Here is a 26,851-nt window from a genome sequence, read left to right as displayed (position 1 = left end):
TTTGCAGGGAATTTTTTGCATATGTCGAATTAAGCAAGGAGATCACAAGGAAAAGGAGATGGAATCATGGGGAGAAAGGTTTTAATACTTGCAGGAGATGCAGTAGAAGCTTTAGAAATTTTTTATCCTTATTATCGTTGTCTTGAGGCAGGTTTTGATGTCACAATCGCAGCACCATCCGCAAAGAAATTACAGACAGTATTACATGATTTTGTAGAGGGCGTCGACACATATATTGAGCGTCCTGCCTATGGCTTAGAGGCACATGCTTCTTTTGCAGATATTGATCCATCACAATTTGATGGTTTAATGATTCCAGGGGGAAGGGCGCCAGAATATATCCGTTTAAATGAATATGTACCGACCATTGTGAGTCATTTTTTTGAAACCAATAAACCGATTGCCGCTGTTTGTCATGCAGCACAAATATTCGCAACCATCCCCGAAGTACTAAAAGGACGCGAACTTACAGCCTACATTGCTTGCAAACCAGAAGTTCAAGTAGCTGGGGCCACCTATATAGATGCCAATCTTCACACAGATGGCAACTTAGTAAGCGGTCATGCTTGGCCAGATTTACCAGGGCTAATGCGTGAATTTATTAAAAAACTAGAGGGATGAGCATTAAGGATGCCTAAGCATAGGCATCCTCTTTTTTATGACTGGCTTTCCTGTAATTCAATTTTCTCTACTTCTTGCGTCGATGTAAGGTAGCTAATTCGTACATGAACTCCAAATTCTTTGTCAGGTTGCTTCAGCCAAAGCTTAAATTTTTCAATGGTTGACGCTCCATGTACTTCCTTTCCCTCATGTAAATAGTCCACAATCTTTGCATGGGGATACTTCCCCTTCACTTCTTCTACCGCTAGCTTTCCCCACTTCGCATAGGCAGGTGTTTCTTGCTGTGCCAAAACTATCTCTGGAATATGTAATGGCACGGCAAACAGAAGTCCAAGCATTACATACACATTTTTCACAGAAAACCCTCCTAATTAACGGTATAAAATGATGAACGAAGTAAAAAATAAGAGCTCCAAAAGTAATTACTAATGGAGCAGCGTTGTTTATTGTTTGGGCTGTTGAGGATTATTATGAATGACTTGGTTAAACTCAGCTGAGTATTCTTCTCGATCATTCTTTTTATGTGTATCCTCTTTCTTTTTCTTTTTAAAGCTTGTTTTCCTTTTCTTCGCCATTGCTTACACCTCCAAAAAATAATTAGTTCTTTTTATTGGATTGTTGATTTTTATCATGATTGGTTTTATTGTTTTTATTTTTGGCCTTCGCATCAAACTCTGCCGCGAACTCCTCATTCAAGTTGTCATTCGGGTTGTTATTATTACTATTACTTCTATCGAGGTCTTTGCTTTTGTAGGTGCCAAAAGGATTATGCGTTCTGGCATTCATGGTTTTTTTGCTGTTTTTATTATTTCGATTGCCCACAGATATCACCTCCTACATATAATTTGCTCAGGTACTCGCGTTTATATGAGGTATTTTTTTCGGGCATTTTTGTAAAAAAAAAATGAACATCCCTAACCCAAGTTAGTCATGTTCATTCTAATCTGTCTCTAGACAATGGTATATTCCGTTATATTTAACAATGCTCCCACAGCTCCAGAAAAGCCATGATCATTAATAAAGACAGGTGTATGCTTTTTCGTGCGTGTATAATTGGCAATTACGCGGGCAAGATGTTCATTATTGCTGAGAGTCGATCCAATATAAACGATATGCTGTGTATTTTTTTCCTCAGCATATTGAATACTTAATGTTGTAATCACTTCACCAACAAGTCCCTGTACAGTTGCAATAATATCCTCAGCAGGATGCTTCATGGATTGTGTAATGCCCACTTTACCAAAATTACTCGCAGTTAAATGCCCATCAATGGGTGTATCCATTCCTTGATAAATGTCTTTGACTAATAAATCTATACCTTCTCGATGACCATTAGCAGCCATTTCACGAATTTCATTATAATCTGTAATGCCTGTTGTAAGCGCTGACAATCCTATTAATGTTCCGCCACCAACGCCTGTCCCACCAACACGTATATGTGTATTATCTTCCATATAATGTATAGAAGTACCCGTTCCGATATTAGTAATCATACTACGTTCAAACAAGTAGCCTTCCTTATTTAACAAAAAACGAACACCTTTTAATGTAGCTTCAAATTCTACTATATAATGAATCGATTTCATTGTTTTAATGACATCAAGTAATTGTTCTGTACGTCCCCCCGTAACACCAATATCCTCAATATCTGGATGATCAATAATCCAATTTTTCACAGATAGCAAATCATTTGACGGGAAGGTTGTTAGAATAAGTTCATTGTCTTCATCTAAATAAGCAACCTTTGTCAATGTGCCACCTGCATCAATACCTATAGCCTTTGGCATACAATTCTCCTTTGTGTTTATTACGTAACCTCATCTATTACGAATGATCATTACGCTAGTAGTCAGGCAACTAAATAAGTTCCATGCCTTCATTGGTGTCAAGGATTTTGCAAGGAGTTTTGGTGTGCCAAAATCCTGACTAACTAGTCATTGTCCGAAACGATAACGCCTCGTCCAGTCCCCCAAATCTTGTAATGACATTTTCGCCCTTTCTAAACTTTAACGCTGTTGAAATAATTGTGCAATAACTTCATAAACATTCATAAAAAAATCACGAAAAATATCAATTTATTTCTCATCTACAAGTGAATCTTGACGAATTATAATACTTTAACATCATTCTACTAAAAAAACAAAAAAAGTGAAAATGCACTGCTTGCAAACAGGCATTTCCACTTTCTTTTACGATGCAATTAATTAACGTGCTGAATAACCACCATCAATAACTAACTCAGCACCTGTAATATAAGAAGCTTCATCGGATGCTAAAAATAAGATTGCATTCGCTACTTCTTCTGGTTGACCAAGACGACCCATTGGCGTAGTTTTTACTAACATATCCATAGCTTCTTTTGCTTCCGATAATTTTGCTGTCATCGGTGTTTCAATAACACCTGGGAATACGGTATTGACACGAACATTGAAAGCACCAAGCTCGGAAGCCGCTGCACGAGCGATCGCACGTAAAGAGCCTTTAGATGCTGTATATGCATTGAATCCTGCACCAATAATGGCTGTGTAAGATGATGTATTTACGATTGAGCCCTTCCCTGCTTCCTTCATATATTTAGACGCATGTTTAATGCCAAGGAATGGACCAAAAGCATTGATATTGTGCATGATGGACCAGTCCGCTTGTGTAATTTGATCTGGACCTTTTTCTGAAGAAATACCAGCATTGTTAATTAAAATATCGATACGACCATATTTTTCGACAATCGCTTTTGTCACTTCTACCCAGTTTTCGTCAGAAGAAACATCTAATTTCATGCCCTCTACATTTTCGAGCTCTGAGATTTTCGCTAGGTTCTCCTCGTTAATATCTGCTGCAATGACTGTCGCACCTTCTTGTGCAAACAACTTTGCCATCGCTGCCCCCATTCCAGATGCTCCACCTGTAATCATTGTAATTTTATTATTTAAACGTCCCATTACTTTATACTTCCTCTCACTTGAAATTTGTCTGTCGTACTAGTATAAACCGTCCCTTTTAGACCACAATAAAAGTATAGGTTTAAATAGTTTACTATTAAACTATATCATTTTTAGTAACCGTTTTCAAAGAATATCTCCATATTCATGAACAATCTGTTTTATCTTTCCCCATTTTTACGATACGATATACTATAGATGTGGAACCATTTGAACGGAGGAATACAAGTGAAAGATCAAAAAAGACTTTATAAAGAAGCGATGCAGGTTTTAAAAGATACAAGTCGCACTTTTTATATACCCATCACTTTCTTAAAAAATGATTTAAAGGTATCGGTAGCAGCTGCCTATTTAGCGATGCGTGCCATCGATGAAATAGAGGATCATGAACAGCTTTCCAATGATGTAAAGTTTGATTTATTATCGGCAACTAGTGACCTTTTAAAGGACACATTTAATAATGAGGCATATCAAGAATTGGTAGCGCCTTATGCGGCACAGTTACCTGAGGTAACCCTTCGCTTAGCAGATTGGCTAGCATTCTGCCCTGAGGAATCTCGAAAAATTGTCCAAGCTTCTACAAGTGAAATGGCCTTTGGTATGGCGAAGTGGGCTAAAGCTAATTGGCAGGTGCATACACGCGAGGATTTAGATGATTATACATACTACGTAGCAGGGCTTGTTGGGACAATGCTGTCTGAGCTTTGGGCGTGGGGTGCAGACATTCAAACAGATCGCGATTTAGCAATTGGCTATGGTCGAGGTCTCCAGGCTGTCAATATTTTACGCAATCAGCATGAGGATATGGATGAGCGTGGCGTAAGTTTCGTTCCTGACGGCTGGACACGCGAGGATTTATTTACTTATGCAGAGGAAAATCTCGCGAAAGCTGATCTTTATATGAAAGATATTAATAAACGCACAGTATTATTATTCTGTCGATTACCACTTGCATTAGCGCATAAAACATTAAAAGCCATGCAAGACGGTCGTGAAAAAATAACACGTACAGAGGTTGAGCAAACCGTTGAAGAGGTACAGGCAGACTGATGGGCGGCTCTCATTTCTAGAATGACCCATTAATATGTAATACCAATAAAACCCCTGCATGAGAATTTTCTCGTTCAGGGGTTCCTTTTTGAGCAGCACTTTATAAAGGTTTGCGTTACGCAAAGGTCAATCGCTAGTTTCAGATATTTTTTAAAGCTCCATAAAAATTACGGACAATCTCCCATTGGTACGCATACTTTCTGCTTGCACAAAGCTTCAACTCAAACAAAGCTTACAAACATTACTCCCCTTAAATAAACTGCTACCTACCGGGGGGTCTTACACTTTAGTGGGTTTCTTTCCTTAATTTGTAGCAAGAAGCTGCACAATGATTTCATAGCTAAAAAAGACTGACAGCATTGTTAACAATGTAAACACTATTTTTTCCACTTTACTACCTGTTTTTGTAGTAAGCGGTAGACGCACCGAAATGGAGACTGGGAAAAATAGCTTTACACCCTTTTTGGTCCCCATATCTAATAAAACATGGCTTGCCATCCCTAATAAAATACCTATTGTAACGGACTTATAAGGTATAAATGTATGTAGTAGCATCCCAATCAAAAATAAAAACAGCAAACTATGTGTAAAGGAACGATGCCCAAACAGCGAATTAACTATTTTTGAAATGATAGGAAGCTTCCTGCCGATTTTGCTACCACCATGGCAAATATCTGGAAGTAATGCACCGATAACGCCTGCCCCTACCAAAACAAGCGGATTATCATTTGAAATTTGTGCAAAGGCTAGACTTGCTGTAATGCCCCCAACCATATGGGTATTCCCTTGCATAAAGTACTTCCACCCTTCTTACGCATTTTGCGAACCATCTTAATGTAACATAAATACGCCCAAAAGGGAACATACATTCCGAACGTACGATCTGAAATATTTTCATCCAATAATTGTATAGCCATAAAGTATATGGTTAAAAATAGGGATGGAGGTTATTTATGAAAGCTTATAGAGGACTACTTTTTATTATATTGGTAATGGGCAGTAGTGCGTGCCTTTGGTATTTTGCTATCCCCCTGGCCCCCATTCATCCACTGAACAAGCTTGCTCATATTATTGGAGGCTTAGCGATTACAGGACTCTTCCTTGTGTTTCTTTTCTCAACAAGAATGAAACTACTAGAGCGTTGGTTTAATGGGCTAGGGCGCTTAAATTTTTATCATAAAGTATTGGCCATGTTTTCACTTGGTTCTATCATGATCCATGGGCAATTGCAAAAGATGGTTCCTGATCAAGAACTCCCGCAAACATCTTTTCGTGAATGGGCGAAAGAGCTTGGAGAGCTCGGGCAATATGGATTTATCATCCTAATCGCCCTTGCATTCCTAGCAAAATTTTTAAAATATGAGCATTGGCGCTGGTTACACCGCTTTTTGCTTCTTCCTTATACATTGGGTATTTACCATACTTATTTTTCGAGCGAATATGATTTATTACAGCCCTCAGCATTGGGTATTTTCACTGCTCTTACAACAACTATTGGTTTTATGTCTGCCCTGTATATGATGACAATGTATCAAGATATGTTTTTCCGGTATAACGGTTCCATTTCCAACATTCAAAAACTAAATATCCATGTCATCGAATTAGAACTGACCCTTACGAAAAAGCTTCATTACCGACCTGGACAATTTATCTTTCTAAAAATCTTTCAGGAAGGCATTGAAAAAGCACCCCACCCTTTCACTATTTCTGGTGGGGATGGAGAAAAAATTAGGGTGACGATCAAAGCAGTCGGCGATTTTACAAAGCAGGTCTACAAACAAATACAATTGAACACCCCTGTTGCCATAGATGGTCCTTTTGGCCATTTTGACTTTGCCAAAGGAGCCAATCAACAACTTTGGGTTGCAGGTGGCATTGGCATTACGCCGTTCATAGCCTATTTACAAACAAAACCTACTAAGAAAATTGATTTATATTATTCCTTTCATGGTGTGGATAATATGGTATATAAAGATTTTTTACTGAACTATGCGCAATCCAATGATAAATTTACGGTCACCTTTATTGATACAACAGAGGAGGACAGGCTTTCCTTTGACCGGATGACCATACCAGCTCATACAAGTATTTATCTATGTGGACCCGAAAAAATGATAAAGCACTTCAAATCGTCCGCGCCTACTAGCCATATAGAATGGGAAGCATTTAAACTAAGATAGCAAGTGTTCCCCTTCGGACTATAGACAACCTCAAAAACATTTGAGTGGAACTATAGTCTTTTTTCTTTTAACCATTTAATGAAGAAAGGACGCTGTTTTCCACTATAGGAGATTGAGGAGCTGCTTTGCTTCGCACAGAAAACACCCACTCCGTTCAATCAACTTCTCCATAAAGCACTCCTCTACATTTTTTCTAAAAGATAAATTCTATCTAAAGCATGAAAAAATTCAGTTGTTTCTCCTTGCAAATTTCGAGTTTGGTGCGTCATAACATTCAGGCAATCATCCTCTCATCAGAAATCCTTCATTCAAGACTCTCTAATTCGAGCAATTTACTTGGAATTTGAGTTCATTTATCGTATAGTAAACACGCAACTTATAGTGAAGGAGTCAAAATGATGACAGTGACAAAAAGCAATATAAATAAAGTTATGCATGACCGTAAATCTGTTCGTAAATACGACGAAAATTATAAAATCCCTCAAGAACAACTAGAAGAATTACTAACAGAAGCCACTTCTGCGCCATCTTCAAGTAACTTACAGCCATGGCGCTTTATCGTCATTCAAGATGAAGTAATAAAAAAAGAGTTACGTGCCATTGCTAACAATCAAGAACAAGTGGAAACTTCCTCAGCTGTTATTGCTGTGCTAGGCGATACAAAAATGTACGAAAATGCGGAGTCAATCTTTACAAAAAATTACGATCTTGGTTATATTAATGAAGCAACTAAGGATTTAATGATAACTAATTCTATGAACTTGTATTCTCAGCTTCCTCAGGAGATTTTAAAAAATATCGTTACATTTGATGCTGGTCTAATTTCCATGCAAATCATGCTTTTAGCAAAAGACATGGGCTATGATACAGTACCAATGGGTGGTTTTAACAAAGAAGCCTTCGCCAAACATTTTGAATTAGCTGACCATATCGTACCCGTTATTTTAATTGCGATTGGTAAAGCAGCAGCCCCTGCCTATAATTCTTCACGTATTGAGCTCGAGCATATCGCCAAATTCATGTAATACATGTAAAATGGTCACCTTTCTATATAGGAAGGTGACTTTTTTGTGAATAGGCTGGCATGTCAGGTACCACTACAAACATAGGATAGTAATGTTTGCGAATAGTAAACGGTGAAAAATTAAAAAAATGATTCTCCAACACTAGCACAATAATTTTCCCAGGGATATTTTTTGCATTTCTTTCCTTCATTACTCAAAAAATCATCATAAAAGAAATAATGGACATTTTCTTTCTAGTACATTTGTGTGATTGCTACTAAAAATTACATATAAATGCTTGTAGATTAAACATAATAGGATTGGTATCATTAGGAGGTATTTTCTTAAGAAGGGAGGTTTTTCTGATGGACTATAATTATTATAACTCTGATTTAGATGCAGCCATGGGAGGCTTATTTCTTATCCTAATTTTAGCATCTCTAGTTCTTGGGCTAATCGCCTACATTATTAGTGCACTAATTTATTTTATGACATCTAAAACAAATGGTTTTGGAGATGTAGCCTATATTGCTTGGATTCCTATCATTAATGTATACAGTCTTTTCCTACTGACTGCTGGTGGAGATAATCGAGAAACGATTCGTGCAACGGCTCTAAAAAATACGCTTATTTATGCAGGCTTGTTTATCGTTTCGTTTATACCAGTTATCGGTATACTCGCATCACTAGGTATGGTGGGCTTTACATTGTATTTCACATATCGCCTATTCTATCGCTGGTGTGGTGAAACTGGTAAGGCTGTACTTTTCACAATTCTAATGGTTATTACAGGCGGGCTGTTCTTTGCTATTTACGGTTTAATGCGCATGAACAAACCATTCGTAGCCTAGTTCACCATCTTAAAACCTCTTTAAGTCTTCAGACTAAAGAGGTTTTTTGGCGTAGTTTCACATAATAATGCCGCATAGATTTAGGAATTCCTTTTAATACTAGAGTGCCATTATAAACTAAATATCGGATTCTATATTCTAAATAAAAGATGTTTGGCTGTTTCTCCATGCTAGCAAGTAGCTCTAAAAGAAATGTTCCAGTTTGAATAAAATCCACATGTCCCTGCTCATGATGCATTTCTTTTAGCTTCTTCACGATGAAAGAGTCATAAAAATTTTCAGGCACCTCTTGAATATGCTGATGCTCCCATTGACGAAGTACTGCTGTTGATTCTGCCAAACCTTCCCATTGCTGTAGAAATTTTTGACGTCCCTTTACTGATAATCTCTTTATATCATACAGATTTGGATTCCACTGACGTTCGATCACTTGCTGTCCATTTGAATGTATAAGAAATATTTCATTGTGCTGATCACGCAATACATAGAGGAAAAACCGAAGCCCACATTGTTCTTCTATATGGTCCCCACACCAAATATAGATAGGTAGGTGACTAGGGATATCACGTATCTCTCGAATGGCATCTCTTATTTTAGTAGGACCAACAAAGTCATCCATCTCATCGTTAATATTTTCCATTAACCACTTTTGGCGGAATGCTTGTCCTCTTTCTTCATCAAGCTTCCACAGCGGTCCTATAGACAAATCCTCAGGAAAGCCAATGACATATTTAGGCGGAGCAAGTTCCACTCGTAAGGAGCCAGCTGCAGATTCTGAGCAAACAATATGTGCAACTCGGGCAGTTGTCGTCATCCTGTTTCTTTGAAGCTGAATGTAATCATTAATGGTTTCTACCAAATAGCTAAGGTGTTCCGCCGCAGCCCAAAAAGACCATCCCTCTTTAGGATCACTTTGTTCATGCCGAAATGTTGTAAATGGCTCTGATGGCGGAAGCTCATACCTCTCCCATTCTCCATTTTCCACGACATTTGCTAATGTAATGGAATCGAGCGTTTGAATTGTATATACAAGCACCTGATTGTGGTCGTACAAAAAATAGATAAATGGGTAGTGCATCACTGTTTCCATATCCTTGGTCTCCTTTTCAAATGATAGCTTTATACTAACCTCTTCCATTATTTATTCAAAAAGCAGCTAGTCCCTACAAAAAGTATGTTATTATTATAGTTAGAAAATTTTGAATTTCTGTCAAGTAAAGGGGATTGATAATATGTATGAAAATATTTTAAGACATCCGGGGCCGACACCGATTCCAAAGAGAGTTCAGCTAGCGATGAGTCGGGATATTTTTAGTCATCGGAGTCAAGAATTTGTAGAATTATACCGAAAAACGATTGAGGCGGTAAAGCCTGTCTTTGGCACGACACAGGACATTTTACTCTTGCCATCGGGCGGGACAGCTGCACTAGAAGCTGCGGCAGTCAATACGGTTGCCGCTGGTGAGGAAGTTGTGGTCATTACGGTCGGGGCATTCGGTGACTATTTCGTTTCCATTTGCGAGCAATACGGCTTCCATGTACATAAGCTTGAAAAAGAGTGGGGACAAGCTTGCACACCTGAGGAGCTACGGGCATTTTTACAGCCATTACAAAATATCAAAGCGGTTTTTATCACATATAACGAAACTTCTACAGGCATTTTAAACCCTGTTGCTGAATTAGCACAAGTGATTCAAGACGAAACAGATGCACTCGTTATCGTGGATGGCGTAAGCTGCATCGGTGGCGCGCCGGCTGAAATGGATGCTTGGGGTATTGATATTCTCGTGACAGGCTCTCAAAAAGCGATGATGCTACCGCCTGGACTCTCTCTTGTCAGTGTGAGCGAAAGAGCTTGGCAAGTCATTGAAGATAATCAAACGCCAGCCTATTATTTAAATCTATTAAGTTATCGTAGTTGGGCTGAAAAGGGGATGACGCCAAATACTCCTGCTATCACGCTTATTGATGGCCTGCATGAGGTTTGTCAGTTAATTGAACAGGAAGGTGGCTTCCAGCAAACAATTGCCCGTCATGAACTCATGAAAAACATGGTACGTAGCGCTATGAAAGCATTACACATCGAGCTCTTAACTGAAGATCAATATGCCTCCCCTACCATTACAGCTATTATGGCACCAAAGGGAATTGAGCTTGGTGAATTCTTAACACACCTTAAGCAGCAATATCACCTAGATTTTGCAGGTGGCCTTGGTCACCTACAAGGTAAAATTTTCAGATTTGGCCATATGGGCTACTGCTTCCCAAGTGATATCCTACAAGCTGTATCCTTATTGGAGGCCGCGCTTCAAGACTTCGCTTATGACTTCCAGCCAGGCGCAGGTGTCCTTGCCGCTCAAGAGGTATATTTAGCAGCTCAACGTAAAGCATTGCAACGTTAATAAGAAAACAGGTGAAGCATTTTTGTGCTTTGAATAGCTTGATTTGGGTAATACCTTCTCTTTTTTAAACAAAAAGTATGGTCATTGTTAAACTAAATCTCTGCTCTTAGCTAAATACGTGGCACGCATGCTATCAGGGACCATACTCCCTCCTGTTGCCCAAATCAGATGTGTTGCCTGTTCCATTTTGTCCGCTAAGTTATGCTTTTCCAAATAGCTTTGCCCGTTTTTCATTAATCGAATCGGTCCAAACATTCCCGCATGTGCGGATGGCTCTAAAAATAATTTTTCGCTATCCATTGCTAAACCTAATGAGGTAAACAATTCTTCATCCGTCACTGTATAGCAGCCGCTTATATACGTTTCCATTACTTTTCCTACAAACTTGGAGGCGCGGCCCACTGCCAGACCATCTGCTTCGGTTTTATTGTCTAATTCAATATCCTCTACGCTAATAGCATCATGAAGTCCAGTCATTAAGCCTAGCGTCATGCAAGGAGATGCCACGGGCTCCGCAAAGAAAATATGCACATGTTCACCAAATAGTTCTCGTAATCCGTAGGCAACTCCACCTGGTCCTCCTCCTACCCCACATGGTAAATAAACAAACAATGGGTTTGTAGCACTGACTGGCACATTCATATGTTCTAATTGCCCTTTTAAACGCATTGCTGCGACTGCATAGCCAGCAAACAAATCCTTAGAGTTTTCATCATCAATGAAATGACACATCGGATCTAATTCTGCTTCTTGGCGTCCCTGTTCAACGGCAGCACTGTAATCACCCTCATATTCAACAACCGTGGCACCTTTTTCTCTGAGTAAAGCTTTTTTCCATTCCTTGGCATCACTCGACATATGTACAACGACATTAAAGCCGAGCTTCTTGCCCATAATGCCGATACTTAAGCCTAAATTTCCTGTAGAGCCAACTGCGATGGTGTATTGCTGAAAGAAGGATTGAAACTCCGCAGATGCTAAACGCCCATAATCATCTATTTTTTGGAGCTTTCCACTCGCCAGCGCCAGCCTTTCAGCATGCTTTAAGACCTCATAAATGCCTCCACGCGCCTTGATGGAACCTGAGATAGGTAAAGCATGATCGGATTTTAAAAGTAACTGACCTTCTATAAGCACACCATATTTATTCTCAATCGCACCTTTCATAGCAGGGATTTCTTGAATACCTGATTCGATTAATCCATTACTTGCCACAAGCTCAGGGAACGCCAGCTTTAAATATGCGGAAAAGCGTTGTAACGTTTCCTCTGCCTCCTCCACTTCTTCCATAGTAAAAAGCGATGTTGCCGGATTCTTCACTCTATTTGTATTTTCCCAAAGTACAGTATCTTTTGCCGCCATCAATTTCAACTGTGGAAACTGCTCTAAAAAATCATGTTTAAGTTCATTTTTCACCTGTAGAATCCTCCATTTTTTGTGCAGAAATCGCTCGTTCACAAATTTGTCGAAATTTCATTTCAAACGAAATATTGTTTTCTTGTGTCCTTTTTTTAGGGCCCTTGGTACGTCCACCTGCCCTTCGAATTTTTTGACCGACATGACGCATATCGAGCAAACGTTCGATATTTTCATTAGACATTTCTCGTCCATTTTGATCAATAGGATACCCTCCTCTTGCTAAAACCATTGCCGCAAGCCCGTAATCCTGTGTTATGACAATATCATGTTTTGAAAGCGCGTTCACTAGCGTAAAATCAACCGAATCAGGACCTTTCGGTACAATAATTGTTATTACATTATCACGTTCCACACGGTGGGATGTATCGCAAAATAAGATAGTTTCAATCTCAAACTCAGATGATACAGATAGCGCCAAATCCACTACTGGACAGGCATCAGCATCTATAAGAACCTTCACAATAAGGCATCATTCCTTTCTCATAATTAGATGAATACTAATACAATAAATTATTTTAAAATAATATTTACATGACCCCTCTTGCTCAATTTTTCACAAACTCAAAAAGTATTTTATTGAATAGTTTGAAAAATAAATATACGATACACCTATCAACTAAATGGGGGTTTTACTATGACAATCACAACTGTTAGCAATGAACAATTAGCTAAAGAATACGTAGATGGCGTATTCGAGCAACTTAAACAACAGAACTGTCATCAAGCGGAGTTTCTACAAGCAGCTGAAGAAATTTTTATTTCATTAGTACCTGTATTCGTCCAACATCCTGAATATATTAAGGCCAATATTTTATCACGTATTGTTGAGCCTGATCGCATCATTTCCTTCCGTGTCGCTTGGCAAGATGATCATAATCAAGTCCAAGTAAATCGTGGATATCGTGTACAATATAGCAATGTCATGGGGCCTTATAAAGGCGGTCTACGCTTCCACCCTTCGGTAAATGAATCCATCATTAAATTCCTTGGCTTTGAACAAATCTTTAAAAATGCTTTAACAGGCCAACCAATCGGTGGTGGTAAAGGTGGCTCAAACTTTGATCCGAAAGGTAAATCAGATTCTGAAATCATGCGATTCTGCCAAGCGTTCATGACTGAATTATACCGTCATATTGGTCCAGATGTCGATGTTCCTGCTGGTGATATTGGTGTAGGCGCTCGTGAAGTAGGTTATTTATGGGGGCAATATAAACGTTTAACGAAAGCTAGTGAATCAGGTGTATTAACTGGGAAAACTCCTGGGTATGGTGGCTCTTTAGCACGTAAAGAGGCAACGGGTTACGGTACAGTTTATTTCGTTAATGAGATGTTAAAAGATGTGAATGATTCATTTGAAGGAAAAACTGTGGTCGTTTCTGGTTCTGGAAACGTTTCGACGTATGCAATTGAGAAAGCACAGCAATACGGCGCAAAAGTAGTTGCTTGCTCTGATTCCTCAGGCTATATTTATGACCCAGAAGGCTTAGATTTAGATGTCATTAAAGAAATCAAAGAAGTAAAAGGTGATCGTATTTCAACTTACGTAAGTTACCGACCAAATGCTACTTTTACTAATGGCTGCACTGGCATTTGGACAATTCCTTGTGACATTGCTCTACCATGTGCAACTCAAAACGAAATTAATGGTGAATCAGCTCGTACATTAATTTCTAATGGGGTCAAAGCGATTGGTGAAGGTGCCAACATGCCTTCTGATCTTGAAGCAATTAATGAATTCTTAAATGCAGGTGTATTATTCGGACCAGCAAAAGCAGCGAATGCTGGAGGAGTTGCTGTATCTGCTCTTGAAATGGCACAAGATTCAAGCCGCGTATTTTGGTCATTTGAAGAAGTAGATGCGAAACTTCATCAAATTATGAAAGATATTTATTCAGATAGTAAAGCTGCTGCTGAAAAATACGGCTTCCCTGGCAACTTAGTTATGGGTGCAAACATCGCTGGCTTTATTAAGGTGGCAGATGGAATGCTTACTGAAGGCATTTATTAATTACTGACCTAGCAATCTAGCATAAATCCACCACCCAGTTACGAAGCATTTCAAACACACAAGGTGATGACGATTATTCGTTATCACCTTGTTTTTTATTGCAAATCAGCAATAAATGATATAAATAAACACACAAAACGAACATTTTTCATATTAAATATTTAAAATATTCGTGTTATAATTTTAGAGTACTATGAATATTGGAGGGTTTTTTGTGGAATTATTGTATACAGGGAAAACGAAGAATGTGTTCAGATTAGAAGACGGTCATTATTTATTAAAATTTAAGGACGATGTAACAGGTGAAAACGGCGTGTTCGACCCAGGCGCTAATACGGTTGGCTTAACAATGGATGGTGCTGGCTTAGCGGGTTTACGCTTAACTTCTTATTTCTATTCTAAATTAAATGAACAAGGTGTTCCTACTCACTATGTAGATGCAAACTTTGATGATGCAACAATGACTGTAAAACCTGCAACAGTGTTCGGGAACGGTTTAGAAGTAATTTGCCGCTTTAAGGCAGTTGGCTCATTCCTACGACGCTACGGCGCCTATGCGCAGGAAGGCCAAGATCTTGATGCCTTTGTGGAAGTTACCATTAAAGATGATGATCGCCAAGATCCTCCAATCTCTGAAGATGCATTAGCTATGTTAAACCTGTTAACACACGAAGAATATGCCATTTTAAAACAACGTACAATTGAAATTTCTAAATTTGTAGGAACTGAGCTTGCTAAAAAGGGCTTAACGCTTTATGACATTAAATTGGAATTCGGCCGTGATGCCCAAACTAATGAAATTTTATTAATCGATGAAATTTCTGGTGGTAATATGCGTGCTTACAAAGGTGAGCAATATATTAAACCATTAGAGCTTGAAAAAATTATACTAAGTAACTAAGAAGAGTCGCCGTTGTGCGGCTCTTTTGTCATGAAAATAACTTATTTTTACTTTCTACGAAACTTTTCACTGGGTCGCTCGTATACTAACTATGCGTAACATGCAATTATTCTATTATTTTGGAGGTAGTTTAATGGAAAATTTTAATGACACACAAAATGAAGAAAGGCCAAAGATGAATCCGTTTATATCCGTTTGGTTACATCCAAAGCAAACCGCTCGCTATATGATTAACGAAAAATCAATCGGCTTTGCTATTTTGATTATGTCCATCGGTTATATCGGCTCTATCATGTCAGGGCTGACGGATTCGGAGTTTTTCACTGAACTTTCCCCTTGGTTATTGGCTTTACTGTGTGTAATTTTTGCTCCAATCGCTGGTATTATTGGGACAGCTATATCCGCTCTCATCACATGGCTATTTGGTAAGCTATTTAAGGGTACTGGTACGTATTCAGACTTATTTAAAGGGCTGAGCCTTACAGCTGTACCATTTATAGTGCTTATTCCATTTTATTTAATCTGGTTAATCACTTCTCCGGAATCCTTATTAGATCCAAACTTTATGGGCTCACTGCCATGGATTTTTTGGCCAGCCATTTTAGCTTCTATTGTTGTCACTATTTGGTCTTTCGTCATTTCTGTCGGTGTGGTAGCAGAAGCACACCAAATCACTAATTGGATGGCCTTTTTCACGATCTTTATTCCAGGAATTATTTTATTCATCTTGTTCTTCGTTCTATTCTTCATTATCCTAGTTGGGGCTATCGGAGTAGGCATGATGTAAAAAATCTCCCCTCTCATTTAAGAGAGTGGGAGATTTTTTTACAGTTTAAATTGGGCAACCAATGTCTTTAAATCTATAGCCAATGTTGATAATTGGGCTGATTTCCCCGCCATAACCTCCATTGAGCTACTTGTCTGTTCTGTTGTCGCTGTCGTTTGCTCCACACCTGCTGCAGATTCTTCTGCGACCGCAGCTATTTCTTGAATAGCACTATTCATTTTTTGACCATCATCCGTTACTTTTGATAAATTTTTGGAAATCAATTGAACACTTTCTACAACATCATTAATAGAATCACTAATCGTCGTAAACGTTTCACTCGTAGCTTTAATTTGAGTTGTCCCATCTTTTACCTCCTGATAGCCATCCTCTAATGAGCTCGTAACAACATCAAAATCTTGCTGAATATTTGCTACAATTGTTGTAATATCATTGACTGAATAGCCAACTTGTTCAGCAAGCTTGCGTACTTCATCCGCAACCACCGCAAATCCCTTGCCATGTTCACCTGCCCTAGCAGCTTCAATCGCGGCATTTAAAGCTAATAAATTGGTTTGATTGGCAATATCTTTAATGACCACCACCAATTTAGAAATTTCCTGTGCTTGGGCATCTAAATTTTTTACTTTCTCTACTGCATTTTGTACAATACTATCAATCTTTTTCATTTGAGAATTAGAAGATGTCATGAGCTGACTTCCTTCATTGGTTAAGCCTAACACTTCAAAAGAAGATTGATGAATATGCTCACCATACTGATTTGTTTCACGCAAATCCGCAGTAAAACGTTCCATCAAGGAAGTTAATTCGTTCGAATGATGTGCTTGTCCTTCTGCCCCAGATGCTAATTCATTCATTGTTATCGCCACTTGCTCTGCACCCATATTCACTTCATTGGCCGATTGTGAAAGCTCCTTACTAGAAGTAGTAATTAAATCAGATGCTTGAGCAATATTGTGTATCATGTCCTTCAATTTAGATTGCATTTGATTCATAGCGTTTGCCAGTTTGCCAATTTCGTCTTTTGAGCGAATAGACATACTTTCTTGCGTCAAATCGCCCTCTGCAAATCGCTCCATCGCTTGGACCACTCGGTTGATAGGTTTAGCCATACTACTTGCATACTGCCAAATAACTAATACCCCAATAATAATAGCGACACCAATTACAATCATCGTTAATTTCAAAATACTCTCCGCTGGTTTATTAAAGTCTGCTAAATAGGTACTGGCACCAATAACCCATCCCCAATACGGATCCGTTTCTGCATAGACCCCTTTATCCTCTAGTTGATCTGAATTTGGTAATGGCCACGAATAGGAGACAAATCCACCACCTTCATTCCCCTTGGCAATGATTTCTTGCATATACTTAACTCCATTATCATCCTGTTCATCCCAGACATTATTTCCCTCTATGTTCGGATGTGCAATAGAGGTCCCCTTTTGGTCTACAACAAAGATATAACCGTTCTCACCTAGTTTAATATTTTTATTAATAGGTCGCTTTCCTTCATTATCCTTTTTCCCTAAAATAGCGACCTTCACTTTCTCTTGTGCTTCTTCTAAAGTTAAATTACCTGCCTCTACCTCTTGATTAAATTGTTCAATCATGGCAATGGTCATTTCCACACTGTTTCTTAAGTTTTCTTTTCCCACCGACTCTAAATTTGATTTACTTTGTTGATAGCTTAGATAGCCTAAAATAATCAAGGGAATCATTAAAAGCAATAAAGAGAAAGCAATCAGTTTGGCTTTAATAGATCTAAATGGAACGAATGTATTCATGTATTTTTTCTCCTCTTTAAATAGACTTAAGACCTATTTCGTTTCAAAAACATCGCAAAATTATGTATTTATACTTTTCAATCCATTGCACAAGTCATTACCTTATACTCACCAATTTTATTACATAAAAAACCAAACAACAACATTTTTCGAGCAAATTCGATAAAAAAATGTAGAAAAGCATTTCTTTGCTTTTCTACATTTGCCGTATTTCGATATCTGTAATTTGTTAAACTGTTAGCGCTGTAGTTTGTTGGAACAGTTCCGAGACTCCAGATTCGACCGCTGCACCGCTAACTGCACGAGAGACAATGGCAACAACACGTTCATCTAATGACTTAGGAACAATATATTCCTCCATAAGCTCTTCATCACTAACAAGTGAAGCTATTGCTTCCACAGCAGCTAGTTTCATGGTTTCATTGATATCCGTAGCACGTACATCTAATGCGCCACGGAAAATGCCAGGGAACGCCAGGACATTGTTAATTTGATTCGGATAATCCGAACGACCCGTACCCATTACACGAACTCCCCACGCCTTGGCATTTTCATACGTAATTTCTGGATTTGGGTTAGCTAATGCAAAGACCACCGGGTTTTCATTCATAGACGCAATATGCCCCTCTGTTAATAGATTGGCAACCGAAACACCAATAAAAACATCCGCACCAACGAGCGCCTCACTCAACGTACCATGTATTTTCTCTGGATTTGTTAAATGAGTAACCGCCTCTTTAATCGGATTCATCCCCTCTTTACGTCCCTCATAAATAATACCTTTTGTATCACACATAAAAATATTTTTATAGCCCATTTGCACAAGGATTCGTAAAATAGCAATCCCTGCTGCCCCAGCGCCATTGATGACGACCTTCATTGTCGCAATATCCTTTTGCACAATACGATTCGCATTAATCATAGCGGCACCTACTACAATAGCTGTACCATGCTGATCATCATGGAATACTGGTATATCACATTCCTGACGCAGTCGATCCTCAATTTCAAAACATCTAGGTGCTGAAATATCCTCTAAATTCACCGCCCCAAACGTCGGAGCAAGCGCCTTCACAATGCTGACGATTTCATCCGTACTTTTTGTATCTAAACATATTGGAAAAGCATCAACATTGGCAAAACGCTTTAATAAAATCGCTTTCCCTTCCATAACTGGTAATGCAGCTTTAGGACCAATATCCCCTAATCCTAAAACTGCCGTACCATCTGACACAACTGCCACCATATTCCCCTTCATTGTATAGTCATAAACCAGCGATGGGTTTCTTTCAATTTCCACACATGGTGCAGCCACTCCAGGTGAATAAGCAAGACTTAAATCATAAGAATCCTGTACTGGAACTTTTGAAATCACCTCTAATTTACCGCTATAATGTGCATGCATTTCTAAAGCTTTCTTCATGACGTCCATTCCATCCCATCCTTTTCCCTTTGTTTTTCATTATATTTTAGAATCATATTACTTTGTGAAAATATAGTCAACGAATTTTCTGTCAATTTATTTTTCATTTCGAAAACACAGCATTACAAGACTTCATACACGCCTTTCTGTCAAATTAAACTTTTCACAATCAATTATTTTAAAATAGTTAATATCATAAGGATGAATATTGGGAAATGTACAACTATCGCCTTTCAAGCTGTTCAATATTTCACATAGTATTTTTCTTGTGTAAAAGAGAATTTTTTCACAAACTTTTGTAAGCGTATCCATTGAGCCAAGTGAGTTTGTCACAATTTATTCACATTTTTTCACAAAGTTTTTTACTATTGCTGTTACCGCATTTAAGCCCAACAAAAAAAGAGCCCTATTGCAAGGACTCTTCAGTAAAATGACGAATAAATGCTCTGATTATATGCTTAGAAGACCATTGATCGCCAGACACTTTAATAATGGGATACTCTCGAGGGAAAATATTGGACGTCATCTCCTCTACTGAATAACCTTGTACAAACAAGTGACGAACCTTCTCTTCCATTTCTTCAATATACGCTATTTTTTCTAGTATTCTATTTCTGCCATCTGTTAAATAGCCTGCATGACAACAATAAACTTCGTTAAAATCATAGGTTAATAATTTTTTTAACGATGCTAAGGTATGTACAATATTTTCTTCATCGAGTACTACCTTCGTTTTCGTTTGAATGTATAAATCTCCCGTGAACATAGCACCTGATTGACGATTATAGAAGGCCAGATGATCTGTCGTATGCCCAGGTGTTTCAATAACGTCCCAGACAGCTGTTTTTGTTTGCAATGTAGTGCCTATTGGCTGCGCTAGAAAAGCTGGCCGCTCCCCCCATAATGCTTGACGGTACAAAGGATAATCACCCTTCTTCGTACAAGCCTGAAGAGATTCACGGTGAAGATAAATAGGAATATCCATTTGCTGTTGAAGCCAGGCGGCATTGCCCGCATGATCCTCATGCGAATGAGTAAGGGCAATTTGCTCCATTGGTAGCTCCTTAAAAAATGATTGAAACTCCTGTGCCAGCGAATTTGAGCCTGTATCGATTAATAAGCCATCAACAAAAAAGCTATACACACTCATACCAAACCCCTGAACAGCTACCTTTCCAAGTGCACATTGTACATCACCATGGCGTTGAACTCCTATGCTCGTCTCACGTTTAAACATCCACTTTCCCCCTTTTAAAAGAGTGTAGCATAAAATGAATGGTGAGTCATTTTGAATTCGATCGGCTTTTTTAAGGGTTGGCTATCCGTTTGTTTTGGCATTTGAGCCATAGATTCAGTAACTCTATCTATTTGTTTCGAGCGAGCTAGACGGGAGACGCTTTTTTGGCTCTATCCGTCGGTTTTGGCTTTCTATCCCCCAGTTTCAGCTTCCTATCCGTCACTTTTGGCATCCTATCCGTCACTTTCTCCTTTCTATCCGTCCGTTCCAGGATTATCCTATCCGTCACTTTCTCCTTCCTATCCGTCACTTTCCCACTTCTATCCATCACTTTCCCCCGCACCCGATCCACCACCAAAAAAACGCCCACCAAAGTGAGCGTTTTTGCTTTAACCCTTATTCATTTGTACCTTTTTCAACCTCATATTGTGTAATCCAATCACTAAAGCTACCTACGTATAACTGAATGTTTTCATAGCCTTCATCTGCTAATACGGCATAAAGCGGGGATGCGGTTACACCACTGCCACAGTAGACAACCACATGTTCATCTTGTGCAACTTTTTGACGCAATGCATCGTTAGCCTGCAATTGTCCATCTTTCTTTAATTGCTCCCAGTCAAAGTTTTTTGCTGTTGGTATATGACCTGCTACTTTATCTAATGGCTCGAATTCCCCACGATAACGCTCAGCCGCACGAGCATCGAGTAAAGTTGCTTTCACTTCTCCGTCCACAATCGCCTTTACTGCTTGGCGTGGTGCATACAGCTCATCCTTCCAATCAAAATCAATGATTGTTGGTGGGTATTTTACGACGTCTTTTGTAAATGGCACTTTCGTTTCCAATGCCGATGCTCCCCCGTTAACAATGACAACATTTGGGAAACCAGCATACGTCAGCATCCACCAAGCACGTGGAGCGAAAGGTGCTGCTCCTTGATCATAGATAACGATTTGATCTTCATAACGTAAGCCTAATTCTTGAAATACAGATGTCAATTTTTCTTTGTTCGGCATTGGGTGACGACCGTCTTGACTGTCCATATCAGATAGCTGCTGCTCTAAATCCATATGGATTGCTCCTGTTGCATGACCTTCTTCAAATGCTTTTTTTCCAGCTTCTTTGTCTTGTAAATCAAAACGAGCATCGATAAAACGGACACCATCAAACTGAATTTCATCTACTGATTTGAATACTTTTCCCATAGGAATCACCTCATGCGTTTTGTAATTGTGCGTAAATCGCTTTCCAAGAAGCTAAACGGCTTTCTTCTTGAAGCGCCAATCGCTCTGTTTCAATTTGCTCAAGCGCTTGATGATAAATATATAAACGTAATTTTTCTGCTTCCTCTGCAATAAACGTAATGGCCCAAGTCATGAGAGAAACTTTCTGTGCATCTAAATAATCCTGGGCATCCGGCTTTGTTAATGCTTCTAACGCATCGCTCAGCTTCACTTTTTCATTCTTCTCAAAGAAAGCTTTTTGATTACGGAAGTGAGATTTTACGCTAGTATATTTCGAAATATCACCAAATGGGCCTTCAAAATCAAGTAAATTTGGCTCAGAAGATTCAAATGCTAAGAACGAGAAGCTACGGTTAAGCTCTTTTAGCTCCCGTACTTCATCCTTAAATCGGTGCTGCATTTTTTTGCTTATAAACTGTGATAAACGGAAGTTTGTCACACGCATTTCCTGTGTAAAGTCAAAACGTAAGCTTTGCATCACTTCCTTCAACGCATGCTCCAATGCCTGCTGTGCTGGCATGGCCGCAAATGTTGAAGGATTGTATCCTTCCTTAAAGAATTCAGGGTAACGATAGTAGACACGTTGTAGAACATAATAGAGAAGCTCATCAAGCTCTTGCTTTGTCTCACTTTCCAGCATACTTGTATTCAGCACACTAAACTTGGATTGCACATGCTTTTCAAGTACGGTTAATTCCTCTAAGCGCTCGTCTTTACGTTTGAGGTTTTCCTCCGTTTGTGCAATTAAATCCGCTAAGCGTTGCTCTGTTTTGTCAACTTCCTCCGCAAGAGCCTGCACTGCTAATGCACTCAATTCATCATTTAAAAATGTATGGAAGTCGTTTTCAAACGGTGGCATGCCTGATGTTAAATCTGAACCTTCCACCTTCTCCTTTAACGCTAAAAGACTCGATACACCATACAGTCTCGGGAAACGAATACCAAATCGCTGTAATTCTGAACGTACATAGCCTTTTACATCTTCCTGCTCTTCATCCGTTGTTGCTAAATCAATAGCATTCACAATAAAGAACATTTTATCAAGCTCAAAGGCATCTTTTACACGACCAAGCTGAATTAAAAACTCACGGTCAGCTTTGGCAAAAGCATGATTATAATACGTAATAAATAGGATGGCATCGGCATTCCGAATATATTCAAAGGCTACACCTGTATGACGAGCATTTATAGAGTCTGCTCCTGGAGTATCCACAAGTGTAACGCCCATGCGCGTTAATGGACTATCATAATAGAAATCGATATTGTCCACAAAGCATGATTTATTTTCTTGCGCGACAAATTTTTCAAATTCAACGCGATCCACACGAATAATAGTACCAAGCTCAGACTTAAACGTTGGATACCCTTCCTTATAAGCACGAATAAATGATTTGTGCACATTTAAACGCTCATCTGTCAACTGTACTGCAAGCCCTTCGTCAGCACGATTATACGCTTCCTCTAATGACTGGACAGATAAACCAATCGCTGCATAGGACCCTTGAATATCCTCTAACATTTGCTCAGCTGTTTTAAGCTGTACATCGGCTGTTTCATGTGGATGCTCAGGCGATACAGGACGAATTTTATTGATAGCTGCAGTTGTTGGGTTTGGGGATACAGGTAATACCTTCGCCCCCATTAATGCATTAGAAAAGGATGACTTCCCAGCACTAAAAGCCCCAAACAAAGCGATGGTAAAATCTTTTTTCTGTAATCGTTCCACTTTATTTTCAAGATATTGAGCAACTTCAGCAAAGCCTTGTACTTCTTTTACAGCATTGGCGGTATGCAGGGCACGATTAATAACGCCATCGATTGGCAAACTCGTTGCACTAACTGCTTGCTGCACTGCTTCTTCCTGAATGACTTGTTCTTTTGGTTGTAGCATGGATTCATCAAACAAACGAATCTCTGCTAAATCCTGTTTAAAGGAATTTTCCCAATTTGTTAACTGATCATTCGCTACGTTCCGGATTTCATTGCTCGCTTGATGCATAATGCTCGCACTATATTGTTGGTAACCCTCGATTTCAAGTACAGCCTTAATAGCATCCACTTTATCCTGCATGCCTGCCATTTTTAATTTCGAAGGAGCAGCTGTTTCTGTTGCCACTGCTTCTAATGTTGTCGCTTGTGCTTTTTTCCAGCTATCTGTTTCCTGAATAAAATAACGCTTTGTTGCCTCTGCCACACGATTGGCGAAGTTTAATACCGCATCACCTGTTAACAGTGCACCTGCTTGAACTTGCTGCTCAATCAATGCAAATGGTAAGTCAAACGGATAAGCATCAATAGCTGAGGCACGTTCCTCATTTAAAGCACCCACGTCCTTTAATGCTTTTTTCATAAGGCCCTTTAAATGCCCTGTAATTTGCGCATGGACGACATTTTGATAAGCACTATAAGCATCTTCTTTACGACGGTTCCGCTCTTCCTCTGTTTTTTTCTTCGCAGTAAAGAGCCCCCCTACCTTAAAGCCCTCCTGCATACTTTCTAAATAAAGACGTAAGCGATCACGCAAGTCGGCTGGCATAATCGCAGCATTGGCAAGCAATTCTTTACGTTGCTCCTCAAATGTTTCGTTCCACGCCTCAACAGAGAATAATTCAACCTGACGATTTAATTTATTGTATTGCTCTAAAATATCTTGATGGTGTGCCCAGTCATCCGCACTTAAAATTTCTTCATCAATCGCTAAACGATCCTGTCTTTCTTCTATTAAATAGTTATCATGCTCACTTTGCAATAAACGCAATGTATTTGTTGCTGTTTGGACAAGCTGGTCCTGCCAATCGTTCATACTATCCATAACAATTTTCTTTACGGCTTCAAAATCGTTATGTGGGTGCTCAGGCTCTCTCAAAGATGTGAAAAATACACCTTTCGGCACAACGCCCCATGCCGCAAAGGAATTATGAACCGTTGCTTTAAACTCTTCAAAGCTCAATTCATTTTCTTTATGCTTGTCAATCATATTAACAATCAAATAAACATTTGGATTATATTTCATTAATTGCTTCGTAAATTGGAAATTTAACTCCGATTGCACATGGTTGTAGTCCATTGTATAGAATACGATATCGGCAATATGGAGTGCAGATTCCGTCGACATGCGGTGAGCATCATCTGTTGAGTCTACTCCAGGTGTATCCATCACTGTAACACCAAACGGTAATGTTGATGCGCTATGGCCAATTTCTATTTGAGATACCAAATCCCCATTTTTACTAAGCTCTTTTACCGTTTTAAAATCATAGCCTGCCTCAAATTTAACAGGCTTTTCCTTGTGCATATAAACAACTGCAAAGTCTTCCTCTGATTTATGCACTTTAACGATATTTGCACTTGTTGGAATCGGACTTGATGCTAATAAATTCTCGCCAGACAACGCATTAATCATACTCGACTTCCCGGCGGAGAAATGGCCTGCAAAACCAATCACATACTCTTTTTGCTGAATTTTTCGAGCAAAAAGTGATGTTTTATCCATGCGCTCCGTATCACCATTATGCTGATATATTATGTATTGCAAAGCGGCTTGCTTTAGTAGCCCCTCCAATTGTTGATCAAAATCTTTCATGAAACCAGTAACCCCTTTTTCGTTAATTATTCATAATTAGTATTCTACCTTATTCAACTAGCAAAGTATAACACTAATTTACGGTAAAAGGCATGTATGCCAACGCTTCAATTTGACTAGTATTGTTAAAAAAACATGGTTATCTGAAAGAAACCTTATGGAATGATAGATGCTCAACTAGCTTGAATTTTATTTTCTTCATATTTTATAGTAAACGAATTGGGGGCAAAGGTTAATTTTACAAGAATGGAGTGTGATAACACATGGTCAACCCTAAACATGGTCGAATAAACAATGGAAGCTGTGATTGTAGCAATGAGGAGCAATTTATTTGGCCCCGTATAAAAGCCACTAACGGTCCAATCGTTCCTCCCATCGAAATTGTCCCAGAAGGTATAATAATTCCAACGATTAATAGATATTTTTACATTTTAACAAGCGATCTTGATTTAACAAACGGAGCAACCTTGCCTGCAACTCTCTTTTGGAATGATCATACAGATCCCATTACTGAATTTGTGATTTTTTCACCAAATGGCTACGTCAATCTGTATATTAATGCTGTCATGCAAGAAGGCGGTATTTATACAATATCAGCTACTGCCTTAACCATTACTCCTTACAATGGTACTCTATTTAGAGGAACACCTATCATAATTGAATCATTAGGCTTCACCATGAAATAAAGTGTGTGAATAGTTAGGTTAAAGTAATAAGTAGTTTTAACAAAAATAGATAGCTGTTCAAAGAACCGTTCAATTGATAGAATAGCAGGTTATACTGAAAACTACGACCTTTTGTCGATTAGCTTGGGCATGAAGCTTTTTTAGGGTGACTAGAAATCACAAACGGTAATAAAGCAAAAATTAGATAATCGAGAAATACGTAACTGTTGAAGGAAATCTGAAAACAGTTCGTTTTCTTTCGTTAAAGCAATGTGCTTTTCATCATCATCTATAAGATGAGAAATCATATTTTTCTCAATTTAAAAAGCACCAATACAAGTGAAAACTACAAATGTATTGGTGCTTCTATACTGTCACTTTTACTTTTATTCCCTAAATGTCAGATTGCCTGTTGGCTAACAATGGATAGTTTCTCTGTTTTTAAGGTTTATTGAAAGCTACTTTACAGGTTTACTCGCTGGACCACTCACTTTATTTTTATCTTCCTTAATGCCTAGCGCTGCATCAAGCTGCTTCATGCCTTCTTCTTTCGTTAGTGTGCCTGCCTCTACTTGGTCAAAAATAGCCTGCACCTTTTCTTTTGAGATTTCATCAAAGTTCGCTGGTTTAGTTACAGCTTTTTTATCTCCTTTTTTGCCTAGCGCTGCATCAAGTTGCTTCATGCCTTCTTCTTTCGTTAGTGTGCCTGCCTCTACTTGGTCAAAAATAGCCTGCACCTTTTCTTTTGA

Annotated in this window: 24 protein-coding genes and 1 pseudogene; 10 read left to right on the top strand and 15 right to left on the bottom strand. The window is 38.8% G+C overall.

Annotated features, from left to right (window positions below):
- Nucleotides 1-66 precede the first annotated feature (66 nt).
- Nucleotides 67-621 carry a DJ-1/PfpI family protein gene (locus tag AC3CH7_RS13910; protein ID WP_197150684.1) on the top strand — a complete coding sequence of 185 codons (555 nt, stop codon included), beginning with the start codon at nucleotides 67-69 and terminating at the stop codon, nucleotides 619-621.
- A 35-nt stretch (nucleotides 622-656) separates the two neighbouring features.
- Here AC3CH7_RS13910 and AC3CH7_RS13905 read toward each other — a convergent pair whose 3' ends face one another.
- The 5 genes from AC3CH7_RS13905 to AC3CH7_RS13885 form a co-directional block, all read right to left on the bottom strand.
- Complete coding sequence (locus tag AC3CH7_RS13905) at nucleotides 657-977, bottom strand: DUF3889 domain-containing protein (RefSeq protein ID WP_031419511.1); 321 nt, start codon at nucleotides 975-977, stop codon at nucleotides 657-659.
- A gap of 87 nt (nucleotides 978-1,064) precedes the next feature.
- Nucleotides 1,065-1,196 (bottom strand): hypothetical protein, encoded by a 132-nt coding sequence (locus tag AC3CH7_RS13900; RefSeq protein ID WP_004269370.1) that lies wholly within the window; start codon nucleotides 1,194-1,196, stop codon nucleotides 1,065-1,067.
- Between the two features lie 22 nt (nucleotides 1,197-1,218).
- Nucleotides 1,219-1,443 carry a hypothetical protein gene (locus tag AC3CH7_RS13895; RefSeq protein WP_031419509.1) on the bottom strand — a complete coding sequence of 75 codons (225 nt, stop codon included), beginning with the start codon at nucleotides 1,441-1,443 and terminating at the stop codon, nucleotides 1,219-1,221.
- 128 nt (nucleotides 1,444-1,571) lie between these two features.
- Nucleotides 1,572-2,408 carry a type II pantothenate kinase gene (gene coaW, locus AC3CH7_RS13890; RefSeq protein ID WP_012293825.1) on the bottom strand — a complete coding sequence of 279 codons (837 nt, stop codon included), beginning with the start codon at nucleotides 2,406-2,408 and terminating at the stop codon, nucleotides 1,572-1,574.
- A gap of 417 nt (nucleotides 2,409-2,825) precedes the next feature.
- Complete coding sequence (locus AC3CH7_RS13885; protein WP_488381539.1) at nucleotides 2,826-3,560, bottom strand: SDR family NAD(P)-dependent oxidoreductase; 735 nt, start codon at nucleotides 3,558-3,560, stop codon at nucleotides 2,826-2,828.
- 228 nt (nucleotides 3,561-3,788) lie between these two features.
- Between AC3CH7_RS13885 and AC3CH7_RS13880 the strand changes: the two genes are divergently transcribed.
- Complete coding sequence (locus tag AC3CH7_RS13880; protein ID WP_080695181.1) at nucleotides 3,789-4,610, top strand: squalene/phytoene synthase family protein; 822 nt, start codon at nucleotides 3,789-3,791, stop codon at nucleotides 4,608-4,610.
- Between the two features lie 303 nt (nucleotides 4,611-4,913).
- Here the strand turns inward: AC3CH7_RS13880 and AC3CH7_RS13875 are convergent, their stop codons facing one another.
- Entirely contained in the window at nucleotides 4,914-5,402 is a 489-nt protein-coding gene (locus AC3CH7_RS13875) for a metal-dependent hydrolase (RefSeq protein WP_012293821.1), read from the bottom strand.
- A 161-nt stretch (nucleotides 5,403-5,563) separates the two neighbouring features.
- Between AC3CH7_RS13875 and AC3CH7_RS13870 the strand changes: the two genes are divergently transcribed.
- From AC3CH7_RS13870 to AC3CH7_RS13860, 3 genes are all read left to right on the top strand, one after another.
- Entirely contained in the window at nucleotides 5,564-6,790 is a 1,227-nt protein-coding gene (locus AC3CH7_RS13870; RefSeq protein WP_036215484.1) for a ferredoxin reductase family protein, read from the top strand.
- Nucleotides 6,791-7,188: 398 nt separating this feature from the next.
- On the top strand, nucleotides 7,189-7,815 hold the full coding sequence (locus AC3CH7_RS13865; protein WP_031419498.1) for a nitroreductase family protein: 627 nt from the start codon (nucleotides 7,189-7,191) through the stop codon (nucleotides 7,813-7,815).
- Between the two features lie 344 nt (nucleotides 7,816-8,159).
- Nucleotides 8,160-8,645, top strand: a complete 486-nt coding sequence (locus AC3CH7_RS13860) for a hypothetical protein (protein WP_012293817.1) — start codon at nucleotides 8,160-8,162, stop codon at nucleotides 8,643-8,645.
- 28 nt (nucleotides 8,646-8,673) lie between these two features.
- Here the strand turns inward: AC3CH7_RS13860 and AC3CH7_RS13855 are convergent, their stop codons facing one another.
- The gene (locus AC3CH7_RS13855) at nucleotides 8,674-9,735 is read right to left on the bottom strand and encodes a DUF1835 domain-containing protein (protein ID WP_488381540.1); all 1,062 of its coding nucleotides are present in this window, start codon (nucleotides 9,733-9,735) and stop codon (nucleotides 8,674-8,676) included.
- Nucleotides 9,736-9,877: 142 nt separating this feature from the next.
- Between AC3CH7_RS13855 and AC3CH7_RS13850 the strand changes: the two genes are divergently transcribed.
- Entirely contained in the window at nucleotides 9,878-11,047 is a 1,170-nt protein-coding gene (locus tag AC3CH7_RS13850) for a pyridoxal-phosphate-dependent aminotransferase family protein (RefSeq protein ID WP_099805987.1), read from the top strand.
- An 87-nt stretch (nucleotides 11,048-11,134) separates the two neighbouring features.
- Here AC3CH7_RS13850 and dsdA read toward each other — a convergent pair whose 3' ends face one another.
- Nucleotides 11,135-12,463: a D-serine ammonia-lyase gene (gene dsdA, locus AC3CH7_RS13845; RefSeq protein WP_012293814.1), complete on the bottom strand. Its 1,329-nt coding sequence runs from the start codon at nucleotides 12,461-12,463 to the stop codon at nucleotides 11,135-11,137.
- On the bottom strand, nucleotides 12,453-12,926 hold the full coding sequence (locus tag AC3CH7_RS13840) for a YaiI/YqxD family protein (protein ID WP_031419490.1): 474 nt from the start codon (nucleotides 12,924-12,926) through the stop codon (nucleotides 12,453-12,455). The genes dsdA and AC3CH7_RS13840 overlap by 11 nt, the downstream gene beginning before the upstream one ends.
- 174 nt (nucleotides 12,927-13,100) lie before the next feature.
- On the opposite strand from AC3CH7_RS13840, the gene gdhA reads away from it, so the two are divergent.
- From gdhA to AC3CH7_RS13825, 3 genes are all read left to right on the top strand, one after another.
- The gene (gdhA, locus tag AC3CH7_RS13835) at nucleotides 13,101-14,474 is read left to right on the top strand and encodes an NADP-specific glutamate dehydrogenase (RefSeq protein ID WP_012293812.1); all 1,374 of its coding nucleotides are present in this window, start codon (nucleotides 13,101-13,103) and stop codon (nucleotides 14,472-14,474) included.
- Nucleotides 14,475-14,688: 214 nt separating this feature from the next.
- A complete protein-coding gene (locus tag AC3CH7_RS13830) occupies nucleotides 14,689-15,375 on the top strand; it encodes a phosphoribosylaminoimidazolesuccinocarboxamide synthase (protein ID WP_031419487.1) in 687 nt (228 codons plus the stop codon).
- 133 nt (nucleotides 15,376-15,508) lie between these two features.
- Complete coding sequence (locus tag AC3CH7_RS13825; protein ID WP_031419485.1) at nucleotides 15,509-16,162, top strand: Yip1 family protein; 654 nt, start codon at nucleotides 15,509-15,511, stop codon at nucleotides 16,160-16,162.
- Nucleotides 16,163-16,200: 38 nt separating this feature from the next.
- On the opposite strand, the gene AC3CH7_RS13820 is transcribed toward AC3CH7_RS13825, so the two are convergent.
- From AC3CH7_RS13820 to AC3CH7_RS13800, 5 genes are all read right to left on the bottom strand, one after another.
- Nucleotides 16,201-17,949, bottom strand: a complete 1,749-nt coding sequence (locus tag AC3CH7_RS13820; protein WP_488381541.1) for a methyl-accepting chemotaxis protein — start codon at nucleotides 17,947-17,949, stop codon at nucleotides 16,201-16,203.
- 229 nt (nucleotides 17,950-18,178) lie between these two features.
- A complete protein-coding gene (locus tag AC3CH7_RS13815) occupies nucleotides 18,179-19,381 on the bottom strand; it encodes an NAD(P)-dependent malic enzyme (RefSeq protein WP_488381542.1) in 1,203 nt (400 codons plus the stop codon).
- A 397-nt stretch (nucleotides 19,382-19,778) separates the two neighbouring features.
- Nucleotides 19,779-20,609 carry an MBL fold metallo-hydrolase gene (locus AC3CH7_RS13810; RefSeq protein ID WP_031419480.1) on the bottom strand — a complete coding sequence of 277 codons (831 nt, stop codon included), beginning with the start codon at nucleotides 20,607-20,609 and terminating at the stop codon, nucleotides 19,779-19,781.
- Between the two features lie 396 nt (nucleotides 20,610-21,005).
- Complete coding sequence (locus AC3CH7_RS13805; protein ID WP_031419476.1) at nucleotides 21,006-21,815, bottom strand: sulfurtransferase; 810 nt, start codon at nucleotides 21,813-21,815, stop codon at nucleotides 21,006-21,008.
- 10 nt (nucleotides 21,816-21,825) lie between these two features.
- Nucleotides 21,826-25,437 carry a dynamin family protein gene (locus AC3CH7_RS13800; RefSeq protein ID WP_012293805.1) on the bottom strand — a complete coding sequence of 1,204 codons (3,612 nt, stop codon included), beginning with the start codon at nucleotides 25,435-25,437 and terminating at the stop codon, nucleotides 21,826-21,828.
- Nucleotides 25,438-25,700: 263 nt separating this feature from the next.
- On the opposite strand from AC3CH7_RS13800, the gene AC3CH7_RS13795 reads away from it, so the two are divergent.
- Nucleotides 25,701-26,123: a DUF4183 domain-containing protein gene (locus tag AC3CH7_RS13795; RefSeq protein ID WP_447402810.1), complete on the top strand. Its 423-nt coding sequence runs from the start codon at nucleotides 25,701-25,703 to the stop codon at nucleotides 26,121-26,123.
- Between the two features lie 437 nt (nucleotides 26,124-26,560).
- On the opposite strand, the pseudogene AC3CH7_RS13790 reads toward AC3CH7_RS13795, so the two are convergent.
- Nucleotides 26,561-26,851 (bottom strand): annotated as a pseudogene (locus tag AC3CH7_RS13790) (hypothetical protein); the annotation flags it as partial.

Source organism: Lysinibacillus sp. F12 (assembly GCF_057773605.1).
This window is presented reverse-complemented; position numbering and strand designations above follow the sequence as displayed.